At 59.4% G+C, this 20,034-nt stretch carries 20 protein-coding genes; 13 read left to right on the forward strand and 7 right to left on the reverse strand.

What is annotated here, in order from left to right; genetic code table 11:
- The first annotated feature begins 9 nt into the window (after nt 1–9).
- From ACR0MV_RS08320 to ACR0MV_RS08360, 9 genes are all read left to right on the forward strand, one after another.
- Nucleotides 10–1,359 carry a substrate-binding domain-containing protein gene (locus tag ACR0MV_RS08320; RefSeq protein ID WP_480701751.1) on the forward strand — a complete coding sequence of 450 codons (1,350 nt, stop codon included), beginning with the start codon at nt 10–12 and terminating at the stop codon, nt 1,357–1,359.
- On the forward strand, nt 1,356–1,979 hold the full coding sequence (locus ACR0MV_RS08325) for a helix-turn-helix domain-containing protein (RefSeq protein WP_170424027.1): 624 nt from the start codon (nt 1,356–1,358) through the stop codon (nt 1,977–1,979). The genes ACR0MV_RS08320 and ACR0MV_RS08325 overlap by 4 nt, the downstream gene beginning before the upstream one ends.
- A gap of 2 nt (nt 1,980–1,981) precedes the next feature.
- Entirely contained in the window at nt 1,982–2,764 is a 783-nt protein-coding gene (locus ACR0MV_RS08330) for an alpha/beta hydrolase (RefSeq protein WP_480701753.1), read from the forward strand.
- Nucleotides 2,761–3,909, forward strand: a complete 1,149-nt coding sequence (locus tag ACR0MV_RS08335) for a fumarylacetoacetate hydrolase family protein (RefSeq protein ID WP_480701754.1) — start codon at nt 2,761–2,763, stop codon at nt 3,907–3,909. Before ACR0MV_RS08330 ends, ACR0MV_RS08335 begins: the two co-directional genes overlap by 4 nt.
- 10 nt (nt 3,910–3,919) lie before the next feature.
- Nucleotides 3,920–5,416: an aldehyde dehydrogenase (NADP(+)) gene (locus ACR0MV_RS08340; RefSeq protein WP_480701755.1), complete on the forward strand. Its 1,497-nt coding sequence runs from the start codon at nt 3,920–3,922 to the stop codon at nt 5,414–5,416.
- Between the two features lie 288 nt (nt 5,417–5,704).
- Nucleotides 5,705–6,685 carry a TRAP transporter substrate-binding protein gene (locus ACR0MV_RS08345; RefSeq protein WP_170424035.1) on the forward strand — a complete coding sequence of 327 codons (981 nt, stop codon included), beginning with the start codon at nt 5,705–5,707 and terminating at the stop codon, nt 6,683–6,685.
- A 51-nt stretch (nt 6,686–6,736) separates the two neighbouring features.
- Nucleotides 6,737–7,234: a TRAP transporter small permease gene (locus ACR0MV_RS08350; RefSeq protein ID WP_480701756.1), complete on the forward strand. Its 498-nt coding sequence runs from the start codon at nt 6,737–6,739 to the stop codon at nt 7,232–7,234.
- On the forward strand, nt 7,231–8,505 hold the full coding sequence (locus ACR0MV_RS08355) for a TRAP transporter large permease (RefSeq protein ID WP_480701758.1): 1,275 nt from the start codon (nt 7,231–7,233) through the stop codon (nt 8,503–8,505). Before ACR0MV_RS08350 ends, ACR0MV_RS08355 begins: the two co-directional genes overlap by 4 nt.
- 7 nt (nt 8,506–8,512) lie before the next feature.
- Nucleotides 8,513–9,385: an isocitrate lyase/PEP mutase family protein gene (locus ACR0MV_RS08360; RefSeq protein ID WP_480701759.1), complete on the forward strand. Its 873-nt coding sequence runs from the start codon at nt 8,513–8,515 to the stop codon at nt 9,383–9,385.
- Nucleotides 9,386–9,446: 61 nt separating this feature from the next.
- Here ACR0MV_RS08360 and aroQ read toward each other — a convergent pair whose 3' ends face one another.
- The 7 genes from aroQ to ACR0MV_RS08395 form a co-directional block, all read right to left on the reverse strand.
- On the reverse strand, nt 9,447–9,995 hold the full coding sequence (gene aroQ, locus ACR0MV_RS08365) for a gamma subclass chorismate mutase AroQ (RefSeq protein WP_480701761.1): 549 nt from the start codon (nt 9,993–9,995) through the stop codon (nt 9,447–9,449).
- Nucleotides 9,996–10,021: 26 nt separating this feature from the next.
- Nucleotides 10,022–11,017, reverse strand: a complete 996-nt coding sequence (locus tag ACR0MV_RS08370; protein ID WP_480701763.1) for an ABC transporter ATP-binding protein — start codon at nt 11,015–11,017, stop codon at nt 10,022–10,024.
- Nucleotides 11,014–12,048, reverse strand: a complete 1,035-nt coding sequence (locus ACR0MV_RS08375; RefSeq protein ID WP_480701765.1) for a Gfo/Idh/MocA family protein — start codon at nt 12,046–12,048, stop codon at nt 11,014–11,016. The genes ACR0MV_RS08370 and ACR0MV_RS08375 overlap by 4 nt, the downstream gene beginning before the upstream one ends.
- The gene (locus ACR0MV_RS08380; protein ID WP_170424048.1) at nt 12,045–12,884 is read right to left on the reverse strand and encodes a carbohydrate ABC transporter permease; all 840 of its coding nucleotides are present in this window, start codon (nt 12,882–12,884) and stop codon (nt 12,045–12,047) included. The genes ACR0MV_RS08375 and ACR0MV_RS08380 overlap by 4 nt, the downstream gene beginning before the upstream one ends.
- 10 nt (nt 12,885–12,894) lie before the next feature.
- A complete protein-coding gene (locus ACR0MV_RS08385; protein WP_170424050.1) occupies nt 12,895–13,809 on the reverse strand; it encodes a carbohydrate ABC transporter permease in 915 nt (304 codons plus the stop codon).
- 68 nt (nt 13,810–13,877) lie between these two features.
- Nucleotides 13,878–15,128, reverse strand: coding sequence for an ABC transporter substrate-binding protein (locus ACR0MV_RS08390; protein WP_170424052.1), 1,251 nt, complete (start codon nt 15,126–15,128; stop codon nt 13,878–13,880).
- Complete coding sequence (locus ACR0MV_RS08395; RefSeq protein WP_480701768.1) at nt 15,125–16,048, reverse strand: N-acetylmuramic acid 6-phosphate etherase; 924 nt, start codon at nt 16,046–16,048, stop codon at nt 15,125–15,127. Before ACR0MV_RS08395 ends, ACR0MV_RS08390 begins: the two co-directional genes overlap by 4 nt.
- Before the next feature lie 161 nt (nt 16,049–16,209).
- Between ACR0MV_RS08395 and ACR0MV_RS08400 the strand changes: the two genes are divergently transcribed.
- The 4 genes from ACR0MV_RS08400 to nagA are packed head-to-tail and all read left to right on the forward strand — an operon-like array spanning nt 16,210 to nt 20,004.
- Nucleotides 16,210–17,097 (forward strand): glucosamine kinase nucleotide-binding domain-containing protein, encoded by an 888-nt coding sequence (locus ACR0MV_RS08400; RefSeq protein ID WP_480701770.1) that lies wholly within the window; start codon nt 16,210–16,212, stop codon nt 17,095–17,097.
- Entirely contained in the window at nt 17,084–17,839 is a 756-nt protein-coding gene (locus ACR0MV_RS08405; protein WP_480701772.1) for a GntR family transcriptional regulator, read from the forward strand. Before ACR0MV_RS08400 ends, ACR0MV_RS08405 begins: the two co-directional genes overlap by 14 nt.
- A 12-nt stretch (nt 17,840–17,851) precedes the next feature.
- The gene (locus tag ACR0MV_RS08410) at nt 17,852–18,880 is read left to right on the forward strand and encodes an SIS domain-containing protein (protein WP_480701774.1); all 1,029 of its coding nucleotides are present in this window, start codon (nt 17,852–17,854) and stop codon (nt 18,878–18,880) included.
- On the forward strand, nt 18,877–20,004 hold the full coding sequence (nagA, locus tag ACR0MV_RS08415; RefSeq protein WP_480701776.1) for an N-acetylglucosamine-6-phosphate deacetylase: 1,128 nt from the start codon (nt 18,877–18,879) through the stop codon (nt 20,002–20,004). Before ACR0MV_RS08410 ends, nagA begins: the two co-directional genes overlap by 4 nt.
- Nucleotides 20,005–20,034: the final 30 nt, after the last annotated feature.

Raw genomic sequence — 20,034 nt, forward strand, 5'->3', positions numbered from 1 at the left:
AAGACGCCCATGTCTCAGGATGACAAATCAAACGTGCAGCGCATCGCAGCGATCCTGAAAGGGTTCGACGCGCAAAACACGCCGCGCCGCACGCATGATATTCTCGAGGATTTGGGCGTCACCCGCTCAACCGGCTTTGGGCTGCTTCGGGCCATGGTCGCAGCGGGTTGGCTGGAACGGTTCGACCACGGGTTCCTGCGACTGGGCCCTAAAGCCCGCGATTTGATCTTTGCTGCGCTTGAAATGCTTGAAACCACCGAGCGGAAGAAGCTGCTGGCAAAGCCGGGCGTGCCCGGCGCAGGCAAGCAAGAGAACCTTCCTGATCTGGAGTGGGACCCGGCGCTGGTGCGAACTGTAGATGCCAGTCGATACCGGAGCGCTGCCCCGTATCGCATCGGATTTTCCAACGCATCGACCAGCAATGTCTGGCGCAGTGCCATGTTGCAAAGCCTGTTTTATGCCGAACGGATTGCGCAATCGCAGATCGAAGCCCTGATCGTGCTGGATGCACAGGATGACCCGGCCTTGCAACTTGTTCAGATTGATGAGCTGGTCGCGCAGGACATTGATCTTTTGCTGATCTCGATCACCTTGGTCAACGATCAGGCGCTCAGTGACCGGCTGGGCGAGCTGGCCGACCAAGGTCTGCCGATTGTTGCGGTCGACCGAAGGCCGAACGATCGATCCTCGCTTGTCTCGTTTGTCACGGCATCCGACAGCCGGATCGGACGAATCAGCGCCCAATGGATGGCGGAAACGTTGTCGGGTCAGGGGCGGGTCTGGATGCTCAGCGGGCTTGAAGGGGCCAGCCCCGCCCTGCGTCGACAACAAGCGGCACTTGCCGCCTTCTCTGCCTTCCCAAATATCAGGGTCGAGAATGTCAGCTATACCGACTGGACCGAAGCAGGCGGCTATAAGGCAATCGACAAGGTGCTGGCCGAAGCGCGCCGCCCCCCGGACGGGGTCTGGTGTGACAGCGGCTTGCAAGGGGTGGGTTCGGTCAAGCGTTTCCTGGATGGCGGGTTCGATGTACCCGCCCATACCGGCGGCGACCTGAACGAGATGTACAAATTGTGTCTGCATCACAAGGTTCCGATGGCCGCGTTGGACTATCCAGCCAGCATGGGTGCGCGGGCGCTGGGGCTGGCACTGGATATTCTGGGCGGAAACGTGGTGCCGCGGCGTGTCGAGGAACCTGTTCAGATCGTCTTACCCCGAGGGGTGGAAACCGCCTCGGTCAAGGCAGACAGCTGGGCCGAACTGCATGTGGCCTGGGAACTGCCTGACACTGCAATTCTCTCGCAAGGGCCTGCCTTGCGCCGAGACAAACGATCCACCAAAGGGAGCGCTACGGGATGACCCATTCTGCCTATGTTCGAGCAGTCGATGCTTTTGAAGCCCTCATAAAGGCACCGGGGCGCGATGCCTTTGCCTCTCCGGCGGGGCTGATCCGGGCAGCCGGGTTGCCTGCCAGCAGTGGCTATCGCCACACCGCCGTGCTTGAGGCCGAGGGGATGCTGCGCCGGGACGCTCAGGGTCACTACCTTCCGGGCATGTCTACCATTCGGGTCGGCCTGCAGGGGTTCGGTTTCGGACGAATGGCACCGCTGGTGCAGCCCATTCTGCTGCAACTGCGCCAAAGAACTCAACTGACATCCTTCCTGGCTATTGCGCAGGATATGGAGTTGCGCATGGGCCCCCACACGGTCGGGCGCGAGACGCGCGCCATTCCGGTGCAGCCGTCTTATAGCTTTGAGACCATCCCCGACCTTGTGATCGGCGATGTGTCAGAGGTGGTTTTACGCTGGTTTGAGCGTACGGTGGCCCGCCGCACCAGTGTGGCATTGATCCCGGTCGAAAGCTCGACCAGCAACATTGCTCTGATCGGGCTGGTTCTGAATGCAACACGCGGTGCCAGCGATGCGCAGATCCAGGCTCTGCAACAGGCTTACGGCCAAATCAAAGAGCAAGAGATCTGACCATGCAGGCTATCTGGGATCGTCAGTTCAAGTTCTCCGAGGTCATCCTTGACTTTGCCAGTGCTTTGGATCGTATGGCGAAGGACAGTGGTGCCGTTGCCGAACACTTGCGATTTTCGCGCGCGGCCTATGGCGATCATTCACGGCAGTGGGTCGAGTGGGTCGAGGGCATGGGCCCTCAGACAGTATTGCCCGTGATCATCCACGGCGGGTATTGGCGGGCGCTCCAGGCCGAGACACATCGCTTTATGATGCCGGGCTTTCTGTCGGCGGGGGCGGCGGTCGCCAACGTAGAATATCGGTTGATGCCCGGGGTTCGGCTGGCCGATGTCGTGGCGGATGCCAAGTCGGCTCTGCGCAGGCTTGCACAGTCTTTTCCAACTGCGCAATTCGTTCTGGTTGGCCATTCCGCTGGCGCTCATCTGGCTTTGTCAGCCCTGACCGATGCCACGTTGGCGGATCGGACGCTGGGGGTTCTGTCGATCAGCGGCGTCTATGATCTGGCCCCGGTGCGCCTGTCCTTTCTGCAATCGGAGCTGAGTCTGACCCCGGACGAGGTGGCGGCTTTCACCCTGTCACCCGACAGTACGCGCCCGCCCGTTCTCTACATCAATGGCAGCGCTGAAACGCCCGAGTACCTGCGGGGCGGGGCGCTGATGTCGCAAGCTGAAAACGCCGATTGGCACGTGATCGACGGGGCAGATCATATGTCGCTGACCTGGGCCACTTGCGATCAGGCTGAGACCCTCCTTTCCAAACTCTATTCTCTGGGAAACACTAAATGACACTGAACTTACCCGACACCGGAACGTTCGTCGGCCGGATCTGGCTGCCTCAGGCGCAAGGTCCAGCGCTGGTTACACGGAAGGGCGACCGCCTGTTCGACATCACCTCATCAGACCTGCCTACCATGCAGGCGCTATTGGAACTGGACGACCCGGCTGCCGTTGCGCAAACCCTGGATGGCACAAGCATTGGCAGCATCGACGCGGTCGCCTCCAATTCGACCGAGGCCCCGGACCCATCCAAGCCCTATTTTTTGGCACCGCCTGACCTGCAACCGATCAAGGCCTGCGGCGTGATTTTCGTGTCGTCGATGCTGGAACGCGTGATCGAAGAGAAAGCCAAGGGCGATCCGGCCAAGGCTGATGCAATCCGCGCCCGCTGCACCGAGATTTTGGGCGACAGCCTGCGCGCCGTGGAACCCGGGTCGGATAAAGCGATGGCCCTTAAGGATGCCCTGATCGCCGAGGATGTTTGGTCGCAATACCTTGAGGTCGGCATCGGACCTGACGCCGAGGTGTTCACCAAATCGCAGGCCATGTCGGCGGTGGGTTTCGGGGCCAGCATCGGGCTGCACCCGATCTCAACCTGGAACAACCCCGAACCCGAAGTGGTTCTGGCCGTCGACAGTGCAGCCCGTATCAAAGGGGCGACGCTGGGTAACGACGTGAACCTGCGGGATGTGGAAGGGCGCTCGGCCCTGCTGCTGGGCAAGGCCAAGGACAACAATGCATCATGCGCCATTGGTCCAATGCTGCGGCTGTTTGATGACAGTTTCGGGCTTGATGATGTCCGAAAGGCCGAACTGACCCTGAAGGTCACCGGCGAGGAAGGGTTCGAACTGCACGGAACCAGCTCGATGGCTGAAATCAGCCGCGATCCGGCGGACCTGGTGGGACAGGCTCGCGGTGCGCATCACCAATACCCGGACGGTTTTTTCCTCATGCTGGGCACGCTTTTTGCCCCAACGCAGGATCGGGACACGCCCGGTGGCGGCTTTACGCACAAGATGGGGGATGTGGTTGAGATATCGAACCCGATGCTGGGCACGTTGTCCAACACCGTGCGTCTGTCGACCGAATGCCCGCCTTGGGTGTTCGGCACAAGCGCATTGATGAAAAACCTTGCTGCACGCAATCTGATCTAAGGACATTGACATGAACGGACACAGCCTGATTGCTGGTGAATGGTTGGCAGGCGAAGGCAGCTTTCAGTCCTCCCCCGCGACCGGAGACGACATGACTTATTCGGCGGGGACACCGGAATTAGTGGAACAAGCATGCGCTGCCGCCGAGGACGCCTTTTGGTCCTATGGCTATTCAACGCGGGAAGAGCGTGCGGTGTTTCTGGATCGTATCGCCGACGAAATCGAACTGCGTGGCGCAGCAATCACAGAAATCGGCTGTTCGGAAGCCGGTTTGCCTGCCGCCCGTCTGGAGGGCGAGCGGGGGCGCACAACCGGACAGCTGCGCCTGTTTGCGCAGCACATCCGCGATGGAGGCTATCTGGACTATCGCCACGACGCGGCCCTTCCGGATCGTCAGCCTTTGCCGCGCCCGGATTTGAAAATGGTGCAGCGCCCCATCGGTCCAGTTGCTGTCTTTGGTGCATCGAACTTTCCATTGGCCTTTTCGACCGCAGGCGGAGACACCGCGGCCGCCTTGGCCGCAGGTTGCCCGGTGGTGGTCAAAGGCCACCCGGCGCATCCGGGCACGGGCGAGATTGTCGCCGAGGCCGTTGATGCCGCCCGCTGGAGCTTAGACCTGCATCCGGGTGTCTTCAGCTTTGTGCACGATGGCGGTGTCGCCGTTGGCGGCGCGCTGGTTCAAAACCCGCTCATCAAGGCTGTTGGTTTCACCGGGTCGCTGCGCGGTGGTCGCGCCCTATTCGATCTATGCGCGGCGCGTGACGAACCCATCCCGTTTTTCGGCGAACTGGGGTCGGTCAACCCCATGTTCCTGCTGCCCGAAGCCCTGAGGGCGCGGGGTACAGAAATCGCGCGGGGTTGGGCCACGTCCCTGACCATGGGGGCCGGGCAATTTTGCACCAACCCCGGCATTGCCATTTTGCCTGAAGGCCCGGAGGCAGAGGCTTTTATCGCCGAAGCCGCCGCTGCTTTGCAGGATACGACGCCACAAACGATGCTGACAGACGGAATTGCGCAGGCGTTTTGCGATGGTCGAGATCGGATCGCCTCGACACCCGAGGTCACGGCGGTGGTTTCCGGCACGGCAAAAAACCGTCAGGTTGGCGCGTTTTTGTACCGCGCCTCCGCCGAGGTCTTTCAGGCCAACCCGGTTTTGTCGCACGAGGTTTTTGGGCCTTTAGGCGTTGTGGTCGTGGCCAAAGATGTTGAGGTTTTCGTCTCAATTGCGCGTGCGCTTGAGGGCCAGTTGACTGCAACCGTCCACATCGACCAGGCCGACACAAAAGATGCAGCAGTGTTGTTGCCCATCCTTGAACGCAAAGCCGGGCGCGTTCTGTTCAACGGGTTTCCGACCGGTGTCGAGGTTGCCGACTCGATGGTCCATGGCGGTCCATACCCGGCCTCGACCAACTTCGGGGCGACGAGTGTCGGTACTCTTTCGATCCGACGTTTCCTGCGGCCGGTCTGCTACCAGAACCTGCCGGAAGAGATCAGCATATGTGTCTGACCAAACCCAGTGGCAGCCGCGCATTCTTGTGGGGCAGTCATACCTGCGATGATCAGACCGCGTTCACGCGAAACAAGTCGTTTGGCGTTGGGCCAACCGAAACTCAGATGAAACCTCCTCCTGACGCGTAAGGAAGGCAGCTTTGGTCGCTGGAAGGGTCTGAAATTGTTGACGTTTCGAATGTCATTAGTATTAAAGTGATACTGGGAGAGATCGTAAGCCGCTGCGCCCCATAAGGCGTAAGGCATTACTTCTGATCTGACTCTACGTCGCAATTGGGAGGAAAAAATGGTTAAACACTTTGTAGGGGCCGCGGTCGCCGTGGCACTGTCTGCGTCTGCGGTTGTCGCGCAGGAAAAGATGCGGATTTCACTGCAGCTTCCACTCAAAAGCCATCTGGGGCAAAACTTGGTGCTGTTCGAGAAGGAGGTCGAAGACCGCACTGGTGGCGCGATCGACGTGGAAATCTATGACAGCGCGACGCTCTACAAGGATAAGGAAGTGCCTGCTGCTGTTGGCTCTGGCGCTATCGAGGCCGGTGTCGCGTCACTGACCCGCTATGTCGGCGACGCGCCGGTTGTGGATGTCTTCTACATGCCCTTCCTGTTCAACAGCGAAGACAAGGTGCGCGCTGCCGTCGCCGAAGGATCGGACGTGCGCGAAATCATCGAAGCCGAGATCGAGAAAACCGGCGGGCAGGTTCTGTTCTGGCAGGCCTATGGCGGTGCCATCATGCTGTCGAATGGAGAACCGATCCGCACACCGGCTGATCTGGAAGGCAAGAAAGTTCGGGTCTTTGGCAAAACGCTGGGCGACTTTGTGACTGCTGCGGGCGGCGCGCCGACCCTGATTTCGGGCTCGGAACAGTACCTGGCCTACCAGCGCGGAACAGTTGACGTGGGCATGACCGGCGTATCCGGCGTAAAGTCCCGCAAGCTGTGGGAGGTGATGGATACGATCACCGTAACGAACCATGCAGACATTGAGTTCGTCGTGGTCGTCAACAACGACTGGTGGAACGGTCTGTCTGAAGAAAACCGCGCTCATATCGCCGAAGCTGCCGCTGTCGCTCAGGCAGATGTTCGCGACAAGATGGCCGCGATCGAGGCCGAAGCCTATACCGCCGCCCAAGAAAACGGGATGACCGTCGTGCAACTGACGGACGACGAGTTGGCCCAATGGAAGGCAGTTTCCCAACCCGTCTACGACGCCTATCTGGCCGCAGCCGGGGAAGCGGGGCAAAAAGCCCTAAGCGCGGCTGGAAACTGATGTGTTGAACTGCGGGCGACGCCCTGCGCGATGCGCCCGCAGACGATCCTGATGCACCTGATAACCACCATATCCCGCTTTGCCGGACTGCTTGGCGCGTGCTTGATGGCCGCGACGGGCGCGATGCTGACCTATGAGGTCATCGCCCGGTACTTTTTCATCAAACCGACCATTTGGGCCGCAGAGCTGAGCCAGCTGTGCCTGATCTGGGGCTGCCTCTTGTCGTTGGGTTGGGGGCTGAACATGCGCCGCCACATTACGGTGAATGCGCTCACGGCGCTTATGCCGCCAAAGGCGCAGAAGGCCTGCGTCGCGATTTCCCTGATCGTCCTGATCGCCTTTTCGGCAATCGTTGCGTTTTGGGGATGGGAGATCTTTTTCGACAGTTGGGATCGCGGACGCACCACCGGGTCGCTGTTGGATCTTCCAAGCTGGGTGGCCGAATTGTCGGTTCCGGTTGGGTTCGGGCTGGTTACGGCCCAGGCCGTGGTCGAACTATTGTCTTTGCGCACGGAACATATCTCATCTTTGGGCGGTAGCCACGAATGACGGTTCTCATCATACTGGCCTGCCTGTTTGGACTGCTGCTGATCGGCGTGCCCGTTGCCTTTGCCCTGGGTGGTCTGGGACTTGGCATGCTGCTGCTCGGAGGGTTCTCGCCCCTGATGGCACCTCAGGCGGTGCTGTCCACTTTGGATGGATTCATCCTTCTTGCGGTGCCGCTTTTCCTGCTCATGTCCAATGTCCTGTTGAAGGGCGGAGTGGGGCGCGATCTTTTTGCGGCCGTGCAGGCCTGGGTCGGGCACTGGCCGGGTGGGCTGGCTGTGGCAACGATCCTCAGCTGCGGGCTTTTTGCGGCAATCTCAGGTTCATCGGTCGCCACTGCTGCCACCATCGGAACGGTCGCAATCCCCGAGATGGTTAACCGGGGCTACGACAAGCGCTTTGTCTACGGTCTGCTTGCTGCGGGTGGAACGCTGGGCATTTTGATCCCTCCGTCCATACCGATGATCGTCTTCGGTTTTGTCGCCGAAGAGTCGGTTATCGCCCTGTTTTTAGCAGGCATCGGCCCCGGCCTGCTGCTGGTGGCTTTCTTTGTCCTTTTTGCAATGCTCCATGCGCGGTTGGCCCCAAACTACGTTGCCGTTGAAAAAGCAGACATGCAGCAAAGGATGCGCAGTTCGATGCGGGCACTCCCGTCCTTTGCGCTGGCCTTGCTGATCGTGCTCGGGCTTTATTCCGGTGCGTTCACCCCGACCGAGGCGGCCGCAGTGGGCTTTGCAGCCGCCATCCTGATCACCGTATTCTGGCTGCGGACACTGACATGGGCTGCGTTTTGGGACGCCGTCAAGGAAAGTGCCGTGACCACGACAGCCATTTTGTTGATCGTCGCTGGGGCCAAGGTGTTCGGAAAGGCAATCGCGCTGTACCGGATTCCGCAAGACATTTCGGCTTTTATTGCCGCCAACATCGACGGGCCGGTTGTCTTCATCCTGCTGGTCTGCGTTGTGTTGCTGTTGATGGGCCTCGTCTTCGAAGCGCTATCGATGATCCTGATCATGACCCCCGTTCTGTTGCCCGCCGCAACGGGCCTTGGGTTTGATCCGATCTGGTTCGGGATCTTCATGGTGATCATGGTGGAATGCGCGCTGATCACACCGCCCGTCGGGTTGAACCTTTACGTGATACAGGCCGTTGCGCGCGTCTCGCTTGGCGAGGTGGCCCGTGGCGTGTGGCCCTTCCTGCTGCTAATGCTGGTGACGGTTGCTGTTCTCTATATGGTGCCGGACCTAGCCCTTTATATCCCTTTCAAATGGTAGAACCGACATGACTCAGGCCGCGAAACTTCGCCATCTTTTGCAGCAGGATCAGTGCCACATCATGCCCTGTTGCTTTGACGCGCTGTCCGCAAAACTGATCGCGCAGGAAGGGTATGCGCTGACATTCATGTCGGGGTTTGGGGCTTCGGCCAGCCGCATCGGGGCGCCTGACCTGGGTCTGATGAGCTATGGTGAGGTCATCGATCAGGCTCGCAACATTGCCGGCGCGGTCGACATCCCTCTGATCGGCGATGGCGATACGGGGTACGGCAACGCCATGAATGTGCGCCGTACCGTCGAAGGATTCGCCCGCGCAGGATGCGCAGCCGTCATGATCGAAGATCAACTTGCCCCCAAACGCTGCGGCCATACGCCCGGCAAGGCTGTTGTGGGACGGGACGAAGCGTTTGATCGTATTCGCGCCGCCGTAGATGCCCGCGAGGATCTTCGTGCGAACGGAGGAGACATCCTGATCCTTGCGCGCACCGATGCGCGACATGATCACGGTCTTGGTGAAGCAATTGCCCGCGCCGAGAAATTCGCAGACATCGGAGCAGACATTCTGTTCGTCGAAGCCCCTCGCAGCGAAGAAGAAATGCGCGAGATTTGCAGCGCCGTGCCTCTTCCGAACATGGCCAATATCGTCGAAGGTGGCGAAACGCCCGACTTGCCCAACGCTCTTTTGCAGGACATCGGCTATTCCATCGCGGCCTACCCGCTGTCGCTGATGGCCGTAGCGATGCAAGCGATGGTGACCTGCCTCAGGTCCATGCAGAGCGACGAACGTCCCGGGCGGATGGAGTTCGCAGAGCTACGCCAGAGGATCGGGTTTGACGACTATTACAGCGCGTCCGAGAAATACGCGACGTCCAAGCGGTGACCTCAGAATGGTTTTTTACGCGGCGGGTCGGTGATTGACCCTGCCTGCAAATCTGCGAGGTTCAATTCGCCAGATCGACCTGTTTCAATCCGCCAAAAATGTCGGACCGCGCATCGTCATCCAGACATTCAATTGAGACGGTCGTTTCGAAATTCTCTCTTTCCGGTTCACCGATTGCACCGTTTTGCATGATCTCATCGGCAAGGGCCGCCAGCACCTGATTGCCCAGACGAAGCAGTTCGGGGCGGATTTCAGTCACAAGATCAGGGGCTTTTCCGAGGGTGGCATTGCCCGCCTCCCATTGTTGGATCCAACATTCCTGGATCGCTTTTGCGGCGTCGATCTGGGCCTGAAAGAACGCGGCAACGCTTGGTCCGGACAGGCCCAGTTCCTGCGCTGCATCCATTGCGGCGGTCAGGACAACGGCCTCGCGCTCAAGGTCTTCCACGGCAACCGCATTCTCGTACTTCCACGCTGCGACATCTTTCATCCAGGTCAGACGCTCATGAATTGACGCGAACAACACGTCCACGTCGGCACTGACCTGCACACTGCCAAGCAGCAGGAAGCAGAGCGCCAGAACAGGTTTCAATCGCAGCTTTTGATGCATTTTCCCAATTCCGTAGTGAATGCCTGTTACTCCAGACGTTCCCCTTGTGGATCAAAGCGATAGACCTTGCTTGGCGAATATCCAAACCGGATGGCCTGGCCAGGATCCACCTGATGCTGTCCGAACAGGCGGGCCGTGATCTGGTGGTCTTGCATCATGGCAATCACGTTGGTGTCGCCACCCAGATGCTCGACATGGGTGACATTTGCGGTCACCGGGCCGTCGTCAGCCAGAAACAGATCCTCGGGGCGGATACCTGTGGTAATGCCTGCGCTTTCGCCAATCAGGTCGGCGGGGAAGAAGTTCATCGACGGCGCGCCAAGGAACCCGGCCACAAACTGGTTGGCGGGGTTATTGTACAGCTCCATCGGGCTGCCGACCTGTTCAACGCGCCCGTCGCGTAGCACCACGATTTTGTCGGCGAGTGTCATTGCCTCGGTCTGGTCGTGGGTCACGTAGATCATCGAGGCATCAAGCTGCTGGTGCAGATTGGCAATCTCCAGACGTGTGTTCATGCGCAAAGCTGCGTCCAGATTGGACAGGGGTTCATCAAACAGGAACAGTTTGGGTTCGCGCACAATGGCACGGCCAATAGCCACGCGCTGGCGCTGGCCGCCGGACAGCTCGGACGGGTAGCGGTCGATATAGGGTTCAAGGTTCAGCATCTTGCTGGCTTTGGCGACGCGCTCTTCGATAACCTGCTTGCTCTGACCTTCCTGTTTCAGCGCCAGCGACATGTTCTTGCGAACGTTCAGGTGCGGGTAAAGCGCGTAGCTTTGGAAGACCATCGCGATGCCACGCTTGGAAGGCGGGGTAAGGTTCATCAACTCTCCGCCAATGCGGACCTCGCCCGAGGTCACGTCCTCAAGCCCTGCGATCACACGCAGAAGGGTCGACTTGCCACAGCCCGATGGGCCGACGAAAACGACGAACTCGCCGTCTTCCACCTCGATATTGATGTCTTTCAGAACTTCGACGGTCCCGAAGGATTTGTTCACGTTCGTAAGCGTCAGGGCGGTCATTTGCGTGCCTCTTTCAGCGAAATGGGTTGGCCGGTGCGGATGCTTTCGTCCGCGGCCAGACAGATGGCCAGCGATTGCACGGCGTCGTTCATGTGGCGGGTCAGGTCGATATCCTTGGAGATGGCGCGCAACATGTAGGCTTGTTCGGCATCGCACAGCTCCTGATGGCCGGGTTCATCGGGCATGTCGATTGTCTGGTCGCCACCGGGGCGGTGGACCAGAAGACCGCCGACCTTGGTATGTCCGTCGATATCAGCCGATGCTCCCTTGTTGCCGTCAGTGATCGAGACCGAGCCGTTGGGCGAGACGATGTCTTTCACAAAGAACGCGGTTTCCGACATCATCGGCCCCCAGCCAGCCTCATACCAGCCGACCGAGCCGTCCTCGAAGATCACCTGAAACTGGCCGTAGTTGTACATGTCCTCGGCAATCTCATTGCTCAGCCGCAGGCCCATGCCATGGACGCGCACCGGGTCCGAGTCTGTGATCTGGCACATGACGTCGACGTAATGCACACCGCAATCGACGATGGGCGAGGTGGTCTGCATCAGGGCCTTGTGCGTTTCCCACTCGGCACCCGAGGACTGTTGGTTCAGGTTCAGGCGGAAGACGTAAGGCGCGCCAAGGTCGCGCGCCTCAGCGATCAGGCGCATCCATGAGGGGTGGTGCCGCAGGATATAGCCGATGACCAGTTTGCGGTTGGTCTCGATGGCTTTGGCGACGACGCGCTTGGCGTCGGCCACCGTGGTTGCCAACGGCTTTTCGACAAAGACATGCGCACCTGCCTCCATCGCGGCGCAGGCAAAGTCAGCGTGGCTGTCAGAGTAAGTCGCGACGACGACCAAATCCGGTTTTGTCTCAGTCAGGGCAGCGTCAAAATCCGAATAGGTCGGATAGGCTGACAGATTAGGATGGTCGACGCGCCCGGACCGGTTCACCAGCCCTACGACCTGCGCGTCTGGATGATTGTGGTGAGCCAACGCATGGCTCAGGCCCATATTGCCAAGGCCGGCGATCAGAACTCGGGTCATTTCACAGCTCCTGATGTGATGCCGCGGATCAGTTGGCGTGAGAAGATGACATAGAGCACCAGCACCGGCAGGATTGCCATCGACAGCGCCGACAGAACCGCATTCCAGTCGGTGACGAACTGACCGATGAAGACCTGGCTGCCTAGTGTTAGGGTCTTGGTTTCCTCAGCCGGGGCAAGGATCAGCGGGAACCACAGATCGTTCCAGATCGGGATCATGTTGAAGACAGCAACGGTTGCCATTGCTGGGCGAACCAGCGGCAGGACCAGTCGGAAGAAGATCGTGTATTCTGACAGCCCATCAACCCGGCCCGCGTTTTTCAGATCGTCCGAGACCTGCCGCATGAACTCGGACAGGATGAACACGGCCAGTGGCAGGCCTTGCGCCGTATAGACAAGGATCAGTGCCCAGAGCGTGTTCACAAGACCGGTGGCGACCATCATTTCCAGGATTGCGACCGTGCCGATGCGGATCGGGATCATGATCCCCAGCGCCAGATACAGGCCCATGATCAGGTTGCCCTTGAACCGGTATTCACTCAGCGCAAAAGCCGCCATGGCCCCGAACAGCAAGATGAAGGCAAGCGACACCACGGTGACGATCAGCGAGTTCTGGAAATACAGGAAGAAATCCCCCTGTTTCATCACCGTCTGGTAGCCGATCAGCGAGAAACTCTCGGCATCGGGCAGGGCGAGCGGCTCGCGAAAGATGGCGCGGCGGGTCTTGAAGCTGTTGATGATGATCACGAAGACCGGGAACAGGGCGATCAGCGTATAAAGGATCAGCGCCCCGTGCATTGCGGCCGTGTTCAGCGGGTTATGGCGTGCTTTGTTCATCGCTTGGCCTTCACAGCTGATACCGGCGCATCCGGGTCTGGATGCCGAAGAGGTAGATGCAGACACCCACAAGGATGATCGCGAACATGGCCCCTGCAATGGCGGAACCCATATGCGGGTCACCCAATTGCAGCTGGAAGCCAAAGAAGGTGCGGTACATGAACGTGCCAAGGATATCGGTCGAGAAATCCGGCCCCGCCAGCGCGCCCTGAGAGACGTAGATCAGGTCAAACGCGTTGAAATTGCCAACAAATGTCAGGATAGAAATGATCCCGATGGACGGCAGGATCAGCGGCAGTTTGATCTTCCAGAAGGCGGACGCCCCGGTGATGCCGTCGATCTCTCCGGCCTCAAGGATTTCCTCGGGGATCGACAGCAGCGCGGCATAGATCAGCATCATCGGAATGCCGACGAATTGCCAGACGGACACCAGCGCCAGCGTGGTCAGGGCGTATTCTTCCTTGCCCAGCCAAGGCGCGAACAGAGATTTCAGGCCAACCGCATCCAGCATTGAGGGCGCGATCCCCCACAGCGGCGACAGGATCAGTTTCCAGGCAAAGCCCACGATCACAAAGCTCAGGATCGTCGGAATGAAAATCGCCGAACGATAGAGCGCGGCGAAACGCAATCTTGGATGTGACAGCAGGGCGGCCAGAGCGATTCCGATTGGGTTCTGGACCAGCATGTGGATCAGGAAGAACCAAAAGTTGTTGCCCAGGGCGTTCCAAAACTGTTCTGACCAGATCGGATCAAAGAACAGCGTGCGGAAATTCTGCAAGCCCACGTAGATGCGCGTCTGATCGACCTCGGTAAACAGTGCGAGGCGCAGCGTGTTGAACAAGGGGAAGATCATCACTGCCGTGTAGACCAACACCGCGGGGGCGAGGAAAACGACAATGTGCCAGCGTATGCGGCGGGTCTGCATGGGAATCTCCGGGGAAAAGGTGCCGGACGCGACGCGGGTGGCCGCGTCCGGTGTGAGTGGTTCAGGTCTTACTGATGCGGCGCGTACCAGGTGGCCAGGCCATCCTGCAACTGTTGGCCCAACGCCTCAGGGCTTTCAGTACCTTTGATGGCCGCAACGGATGCACCCCAAGTCTCGTTTTCGAGGTTCGGTGTGCCGCGCGACAGGATCTGATAGGTCGAACGGATCGTGCTTTCACACTCATCACGCCAACCAACGATTTCCTTGGCCAGAGGGTCTTCTAACTCGACCGGAGTGTTCGAGAGTGGGAAGAAACCGGGAACCGCATTGCCAAAGATGCTGGCGAATTCCGGGCTGGCAACCCAGGACAGGAAGGTGCGTGCAGCCTCTTGGTTTTCGCTCGCCGCATTCAGACCGATACCGATGTCGGTGTGGTCCGAAATATAGCAGGTGTCACCGGCATTCTGGACCGGCGGCTTGAAGGCACCCATCTCGAAATCGGCCTGCGTGTTGAAGCCTGCGATTTCCCAGCTACCTGCCGGATAGATCGCAGCGCGGCCCAGCGTGAACAGGTTCTGGCTGTCGGGATAGGTCTGCGCCTCATACCCGTCGCCCAGATATGCGCCCCACTTGGCCAGCGTCGCATAAGGTGCGACCCACTGTGGGTCGGTCAGCTTCTGTTCACCTTTGATCAGGGCCAGACGACCTTCTTCACCTTTCCAGTAGTTCGGGCCGATGTTGTTGTAGCCCATCGTCGCAGCTTCCCACTGGTCGTTGGTGCCCATCGCCATCGGGATATAAGTGCCGTCTTCCTTGATCTTGTCCAGCGCGGCAAAGAACTCGGCCTCGGTGGTCGGAACTTCGATGCCCAACTCGTTGAACGCATCTTTGTTATAGATGAAGCCGTGGATCACCGATGCCATCGGAACGCAGAAGCTGGCGGATGCATCGTCGGTCTGCCACGCGGATTTGGCTACGTCCGAGAAGTTGCCCATAGCTTCCAGATCGGACAGGTCGGTCAGATGACCGGCCTCATAAAGCGCCAGCGACGCGTCGAAGGGGCGGCAGGTGATCAGATCACCGGCTGATCCGGCTTCAAGCTTGGAGTTCAGAACAGCGTTGTATTCCGCAGGGGCCGACGGAGAAAACACGACCTTGATGCCCGGATTCGCCGCCTCAAAGGCCGGAATGATCTTTTCCTGCCACAGGGCGAGGTCATCGTTGCGCCAGCTTTCAATTGTCAGCGTAGCCTCTTGCGCATAGGCGCTTGTGGCCAGCGCTGTGCCCATCAGAGCCAGGCTCAGAACTTTGCGTTTCATTTGGTTTCTCCCAGGTTGATAGTTTCTTTGTTTTGGTTCAGCCGTTTCATCGCAGGGCGCAGGTGCCCCTTTGTTTCATCCAATAGCGCTTGGGCGTCCTCTGCCGATCCAGTGCCGGCAGCTATCAGCGCCGCGCATTTGAGGTTGCCGCCTGCGGTCTTCAGCGCAGCATCTGCGCGCGCGGGCGTCACGCCGGTCAGTTGGCAGACAATCCCGTTGGCCCGCGCGCGCAGCTTGTCGTTGTCCGCCCGCAGATTGATCATCATGCCATCCTGAATGTGGCCAAGCTCGATCGCCATCAGCGTCGACAGCATGTTCAGGGCAATTTTCTGCGCCGTTCCGGCGCCCATGCGGGTCGAACCTGAAATCAATTCAGGGGGCGTCGCCAGCAACACCGCATGATCTGCCATAAGCAGCAATTGCGAACCTGCGTTGTTTGCAATCCCGATCACGGGCGTGCCCCTGTCTCGCGCCAGCTTTGCGGCGGCCACTGTATAGGGCGTAGTGCCGCTGGCCGACACAGCGATCAGCGTATCTTTGGCATCCATATCCGCCAGTTCATCGGCAAGACTGTCAACCGCGTCCTCTACATCGCCCGGCATTTCGGCGGTGGTTGGCAATCCGCCAGCCATATGGATGCGGATCTGGGCAGCGGGGATTGAGAACGTCCCCCCAAGCTCTAACGCATCCGAGGCCGCCATAAGGCCGGATGATCCAGCGGCGAGGTAGCGAAGTTTGCCACCAGACCGGATCGTGTTGGCCATCGCCTTGGCTCCGCCGCAAATCGGCGCAATGGCATCCAGGGTTACCTGCGCTGCTGATGCCTGCGACTGCGCCAGCAGGTGGGCCACCTCTGCCAGCGGACGGGTGTCCAACCCATTCGCATCCTGATGCAGTTGTTCCGTTGCAGGCGTGTTCACGTGATTCTCCCCCAAGAGCTTTCAATATCATACCTTTTAAATACCATTAGTCTACCAAATATTTTTTGGCCTTAAATATCTGGAGGTTTAGGGCGGTATTTGGTCGTGTGGTTATATTTAGGACTTCTAAAACGCCAAAAGGTATTATAAAGGTATCTACTATGGCTCACGCATCGAAATACCTGATTCTGGCCGCCGATGGGGGTGGCACGCGTTGCCGCCTTGCGGTTTCCGACGGCAGCGCAACGCATCGGGTCGAGGTGGGCGCAGCAAATGTGTCCACTGATTTCAGTGCCGCCTGCGCCGAACTGCAGCGCGGCCTGAAAGCTTTGGCGGTGCAGTCGGGCATTCCCTTGGACGAGCTTGCGCAAGCGCGCGCGTATCTGGGCTTGGCCGGGATAACGGGCGAGGCAATTGCCGGAAAGCTTGCGGCCGCATTGCCGTTTCAGAACGTTCGGATCGAAGATGATCGGGCCGCGGCCCTGCGCGGCGCATTGGGGCCTGGGGATGGGTTTATCGCTCATTGCGGAACGGGGTCCTTTATTGCGATGCAAAAGGGCGGCAAGAAAAGGTTCGCTGGCGGCTGGGGCCCAGTTCTTGGCGATCAGGCTTCTGCGCAATGGGTCGGCAAACGCGCGCTGTCCAAAGCGCTGGAATACACGGATGACGTGACCGTCCCTTCGCAATTGGCGCAGGATCTGTTGGCGCGATATGACGGGGCTGCAGGAATTGTCAAAGCTGCCGCCCAGATGACCCCGTCCGAATTTGGTGCGCTCGCCCAGTTGGTGACCGAGCACTCTGATCACGGCGATGAATTGGCGCTTTCCGTCCTTCAGGATGGGGCGGACTATCTTACCGACATGATGATGAAAATGGGGTGGACCGCGGACATGCCGATATGTCTGACAGGCGGCATCGGCCCCCTTTACGCGTCGCATCTGCCCTCGGGCATGCAGTCTGCATTGCTTCAGCCCCTGGGCGACCCACTGTCCGGCGCACTTGCATTGGCGCAGGCTTATCAGGAGGAAATCGAACATGAATGTAGCTGATTTCCTGCGCCCCGAAGGATGGTTGGGGCAAAGCTCAGGCCCGCGGTACGTACAACTTCGTCAGCGCCTTGAACAAGGAATCGCGGACGGCATCCTGCCGCCGAACAGTTCACTGCCGCCTGAAAGAGAGATCGCCGAGCTGACCGACCTGTCGCGCGTAACCGTGCGCAAGGCCATTCAGGAACTGGTGCGCAAGGGCGCGATCGAACAACGGCAAGGGTCTGGTTCTTTCGTCCTTGAACCTGTGGCGAAGGTCGAACAATCCTTGTCCCACCTGACATCGTTCACCGAAGATATGGAGCGACGCGGGCTCAACACGACCTCAACCTGGTTGGAGCGCGGCATTTTCCTGCCGTCGCCAGAAGAGATGATGGCCTTGGGGTTGTCTGCCAACGAACAGGTCGCAAGGATTCACCGCCTTCGCGAGGCCGGAGGCCGCCCGATGGCGTTGGAGAAAGCAGCGCTGCCACTCGACATCCTATCAAACCCGACCGAGGTGACAGGATCGCTTTACGCTGTTCTCGAACAGGCCGGTTTCCGGCCGGTCCGCGCGATCCAAAAGATCTCGGCCATCAACCTTGAAGCGCCCGAGGCGGAGCTGCTGGATGTTGCAGAAGGGTCAGCCGGGCTTCGGATTCAACGCACCTCTTATCTGGAAAGTGGGCGGGTCGCTGAACTGACCCGCTCAATCTATCGCGGCGACGCTTACGACTTTGTGGCCGAGCTGCGCCTGTCAAACTGAAAGCTTGGGATAATGTCTGACAAAACCACTCAAATGCGGCGGGAAATCAATGAGATACCCGATGCCGTCGACCGCCTTTTGACCGAAGGCGCGGACTTGATTGCACAAACCGCCGACGAAATCCGGGCTCGCGACCCACGTTTCCTGATCTCGGTGGCGCGGGGGTCGTCGGACCATGCCTGCAACTTCTTGAAATACGCTTCAGAGCTGCTGCTGGGGTTGCCGATGGCGTCGATTGGGCCATCGGTCAAATCCATCTATGGCGTCGACATGCGCTGCGACGACGCCATCTGTGTTTCGGTTTCGCAGTCGGGGCAAAGCCCGGACATCGTTCAGCTGACGCAGTCCGTTACCTCTGGTGGCGCGTATTCGGTCGCGATCACGAACAACACTGCATCTGCCCTGGCCGAGGCGGCCACTGCGACACTGCCAATTCACGCCGGTCCTGAACTGAGCGTGGCAGCGACCAAGACCTTCGTCACCTCACTGGTTGCAGGGCTATGGCTTATCGCGCAGGTCAAGCGTGATGATAAACTGTTGCGCGCGATCCATGGCCTTCCCGACAGTCTGTCAGCGGCCATCGCCTGTGACTGGAGTCTCGTGGCGGATGCTGTCGACGGTCGCTCGCTTTTCACTTTGGGCCGCGGCCTGTCCTTGGCGATCTCGAATGAAGCCGCGTTGAAGTTCAAGGAAACGTGCCAGATTCACGCGGAAAGCTACTCGGCGGCCGAGGTTCTGCACGGCCCCGTTTCCATTGTAGATCAGGGCTTTCCTGTCCTGGCCTTGGCATCCGGTGATGCGGCTGAGGCCAATCTGGCCGAGGTCGCGGATGAGTTGGCCGCAAAGGGTGCGCAAGTTTTTGCAACAACCAGCCGCGTGAAACGCGCGACGCAGTTGCCCCATGTTCGGACCTCTCATTGGATGACCGACCCCATTCCGACAATCGTATCGTTTTATGGAATGGTCGAAAAAGTTGCCGCAAACCGCGGTGTTGACCCCGACACGCCCCGCCATCTGAAAAAAGTGACGGAAACGATATGACCGGTCCTTCGATCACCTTTGCAGGCGGCCCGATTTTTGACGGCACTGAATTGCATGACGGGTACGCGGCGCGGTTCCGAGACGGCGTTTTCGACGCATTAGTGCCCGAACATCAAATAGCGCGCGATGATCAGATTGAGGATCTGGCGGGGCAAATTCTCAGCCCGGGCTATGTTGACCTGCAGGTCAATGGCGGAGGGGGCGTGATGTTCAACGACGACCCGTCCGTTGACACCCTGGCACAGATCGCCACGGCCCACCGGGGGCTGGGTGCAACGCGGATTCTGCCGACACTGATAACGGATACGCCCGAAAAAACCCGCGCGTCCATTGATGCCGCGGTCGAGGCCGTTCAGGCTGGTATTCCGGGCATCGCGGGGCTGCATCTGGAAGGCCCCCATCTGTCCGAGCGACGCAAAGGGGCGCATGATGCGACCCTGATCCGCCCTATGCAGCCAGAGGATCTGGACGCCATACTCAAGGCCGCGAAACACCTGCCTGCCTTGATGATCACGCTGGCCCCCGAAAACACCACTCTGGATCAGGTCGACGCATTGACCCGCGCCGGAGTGATCGTTTCGCTGGGCCATACGGACGCACCGTTTGAGACCTGCATGGCTTTCGCCAAGGCCGGGGCCCAATGTGCCACCCATCTGTTTAACGCTATGAGCCAGCTTGGAAGCCGCGAGCCCGGATTGGTCGGCGCCGCACTGTCCTGCGGGTCCATGTCGGCGGGGCTGATTGCGGATGGGATCCACGTCCACCCCGACACAATGCGCACCGCCAGGGCGGCCAAGCGCGGGCCGGGACAGATCTTTCTTGTCAGTGACGCAATGGCGGTCGCGGGCACGTCGCACACGGAATTCCACCTTGAAGGCCGTTTGATCCGGCGAGAGAACGGCAGGCTGACTTTGCAGGATGGAACTCTGGCCGGGGCTGATTTGTGTCTGACCAAGGCGATACAGGTTCTGACCGAACAGGTGGGCGTTCCGCTTGCCGAGGCGCTTGCCGCAGCGACCAGCGTTCCGCATCGGATGATCGCCAACGCAAGCGATGAACTCAAACCAACACTCGCGCACATGATACGGATAGCGCCCGATCTGTCCGAAGCCAGACCGGTTTAGCACTGAACCAAACGTCGCCCCTCCGGTCGT

The sequence above is a fragment of the Ruegeria sp. BC3 genome (assembly GCF_056539265.1).

Excerpts from the sequence above, each read along its gene's own strand:
- ACR0MV_RS08325 (WP_170424027.1), top strand. The coding sequence starts at position 1,356 with ATGACCCATTCTGCCTATGTTCGAGCAGTCGATGCTTTTGAAGCCCTC.
- ACR0MV_RS08335 (WP_480701754.1), top strand. The coding sequence starts at position 2,761 with ATGACACTGAACTTACCCGACACCGGAACGTTCGTCGGCCGGATCTGG.
- ACR0MV_RS08410 (WP_480701774.1), top strand. The coding sequence starts at position 17,852 with ATGTCTGACAAAACCACTCAAATGCGGCGGGAAATCAATGAGATACCC.
- ACR0MV_RS08385 (WP_170424050.1), bottom strand. The coding sequence starts at position 13,809 with ATGCAGACCCGCCGCATACGCTGGCACATTGTCGTTTTCCTCGCCCCC.
- ACR0MV_RS08345 (WP_170424035.1), top strand. The coding sequence starts at position 5,705 with ATGGTTAAACACTTTGTAGGGGCCGCGGTCGCCGTGGCACTGTCTGCG.
- ACR0MV_RS08340 (WP_480701755.1), top strand. The coding sequence starts at position 3,920 with ATGAACGGACACAGCCTGATTGCTGGTGAATGGTTGGCAGGCGAAGGC.
- nagA (WP_480701776.1), top strand. The coding sequence starts at position 18,877 with ATGACCGGTCCTTCGATCACCTTTGCAGGCGGCCCGATTTTTGACGGC.
- ACR0MV_RS08355 (WP_480701758.1), top strand. The coding sequence starts at position 7,231 with ATGACGGTTCTCATCATACTGGCCTGCCTGTTTGGACTGCTGCTGATC.
- ACR0MV_RS08405 (WP_480701772.1), top strand. The coding sequence starts at position 17,084 with ATGAATGTAGCTGATTTCCTGCGCCCCGAAGGATGGTTGGGGCAAAGC.
- ACR0MV_RS08350 (WP_480701756.1), top strand. The coding sequence starts at position 6,737 with ATGCACCTGATAACCACCATATCCCGCTTTGCCGGACTGCTTGGCGCG.
- ACR0MV_RS08370 (WP_480701763.1), bottom strand. The coding sequence starts at position 11,017 with ATGACCGCCCTGACGCTTACGAACGTGAACAAATCCTTCGGGACCGTC.
- ACR0MV_RS08330 (WP_480701753.1), top strand. The coding sequence starts at position 1,982 with ATGCAGGCTATCTGGGATCGTCAGTTCAAGTTCTCCGAGGTCATCCTT.
- aroQ (WP_480701761.1), bottom strand. The coding sequence starts at position 9,995 with ATGCATCAAAAGCTGCGATTGAAACCTGTTCTGGCGCTCTGCTTCCTG.
- ACR0MV_RS08360 (WP_480701759.1), top strand. The coding sequence starts at position 8,513 with ATGACTCAGGCCGCGAAACTTCGCCATCTTTTGCAGCAGGATCAGTGC.
- ACR0MV_RS08400 (WP_480701770.1), top strand. The coding sequence starts at position 16,210 with ATGGCTCACGCATCGAAATACCTGATTCTGGCCGCCGATGGGGGTGGC.
- ACR0MV_RS08380 (WP_170424048.1), bottom strand. The coding sequence starts at position 12,884 with ATGAACAAAGCACGCCATAACCCGCTGAACACGGCCGCAATGCACGGG.
- ACR0MV_RS08375 (WP_480701765.1), bottom strand. The coding sequence starts at position 12,048 with ATGACCCGAGTTCTGATCGCCGGCCTTGGCAATATGGGCCTGAGCCAT.
- ACR0MV_RS08390 (WP_170424052.1), bottom strand. The coding sequence starts at position 15,128 with ATGAAACGCAAAGTTCTGAGCCTGGCTCTGATGGGCACAGCGCTGGCC.
- ACR0MV_RS08320 (WP_480701751.1), top strand. The coding sequence starts at position 10 with ATGTCTCAGGATGACAAATCAAACGTGCAGCGCATCGCAGCGATCCTG.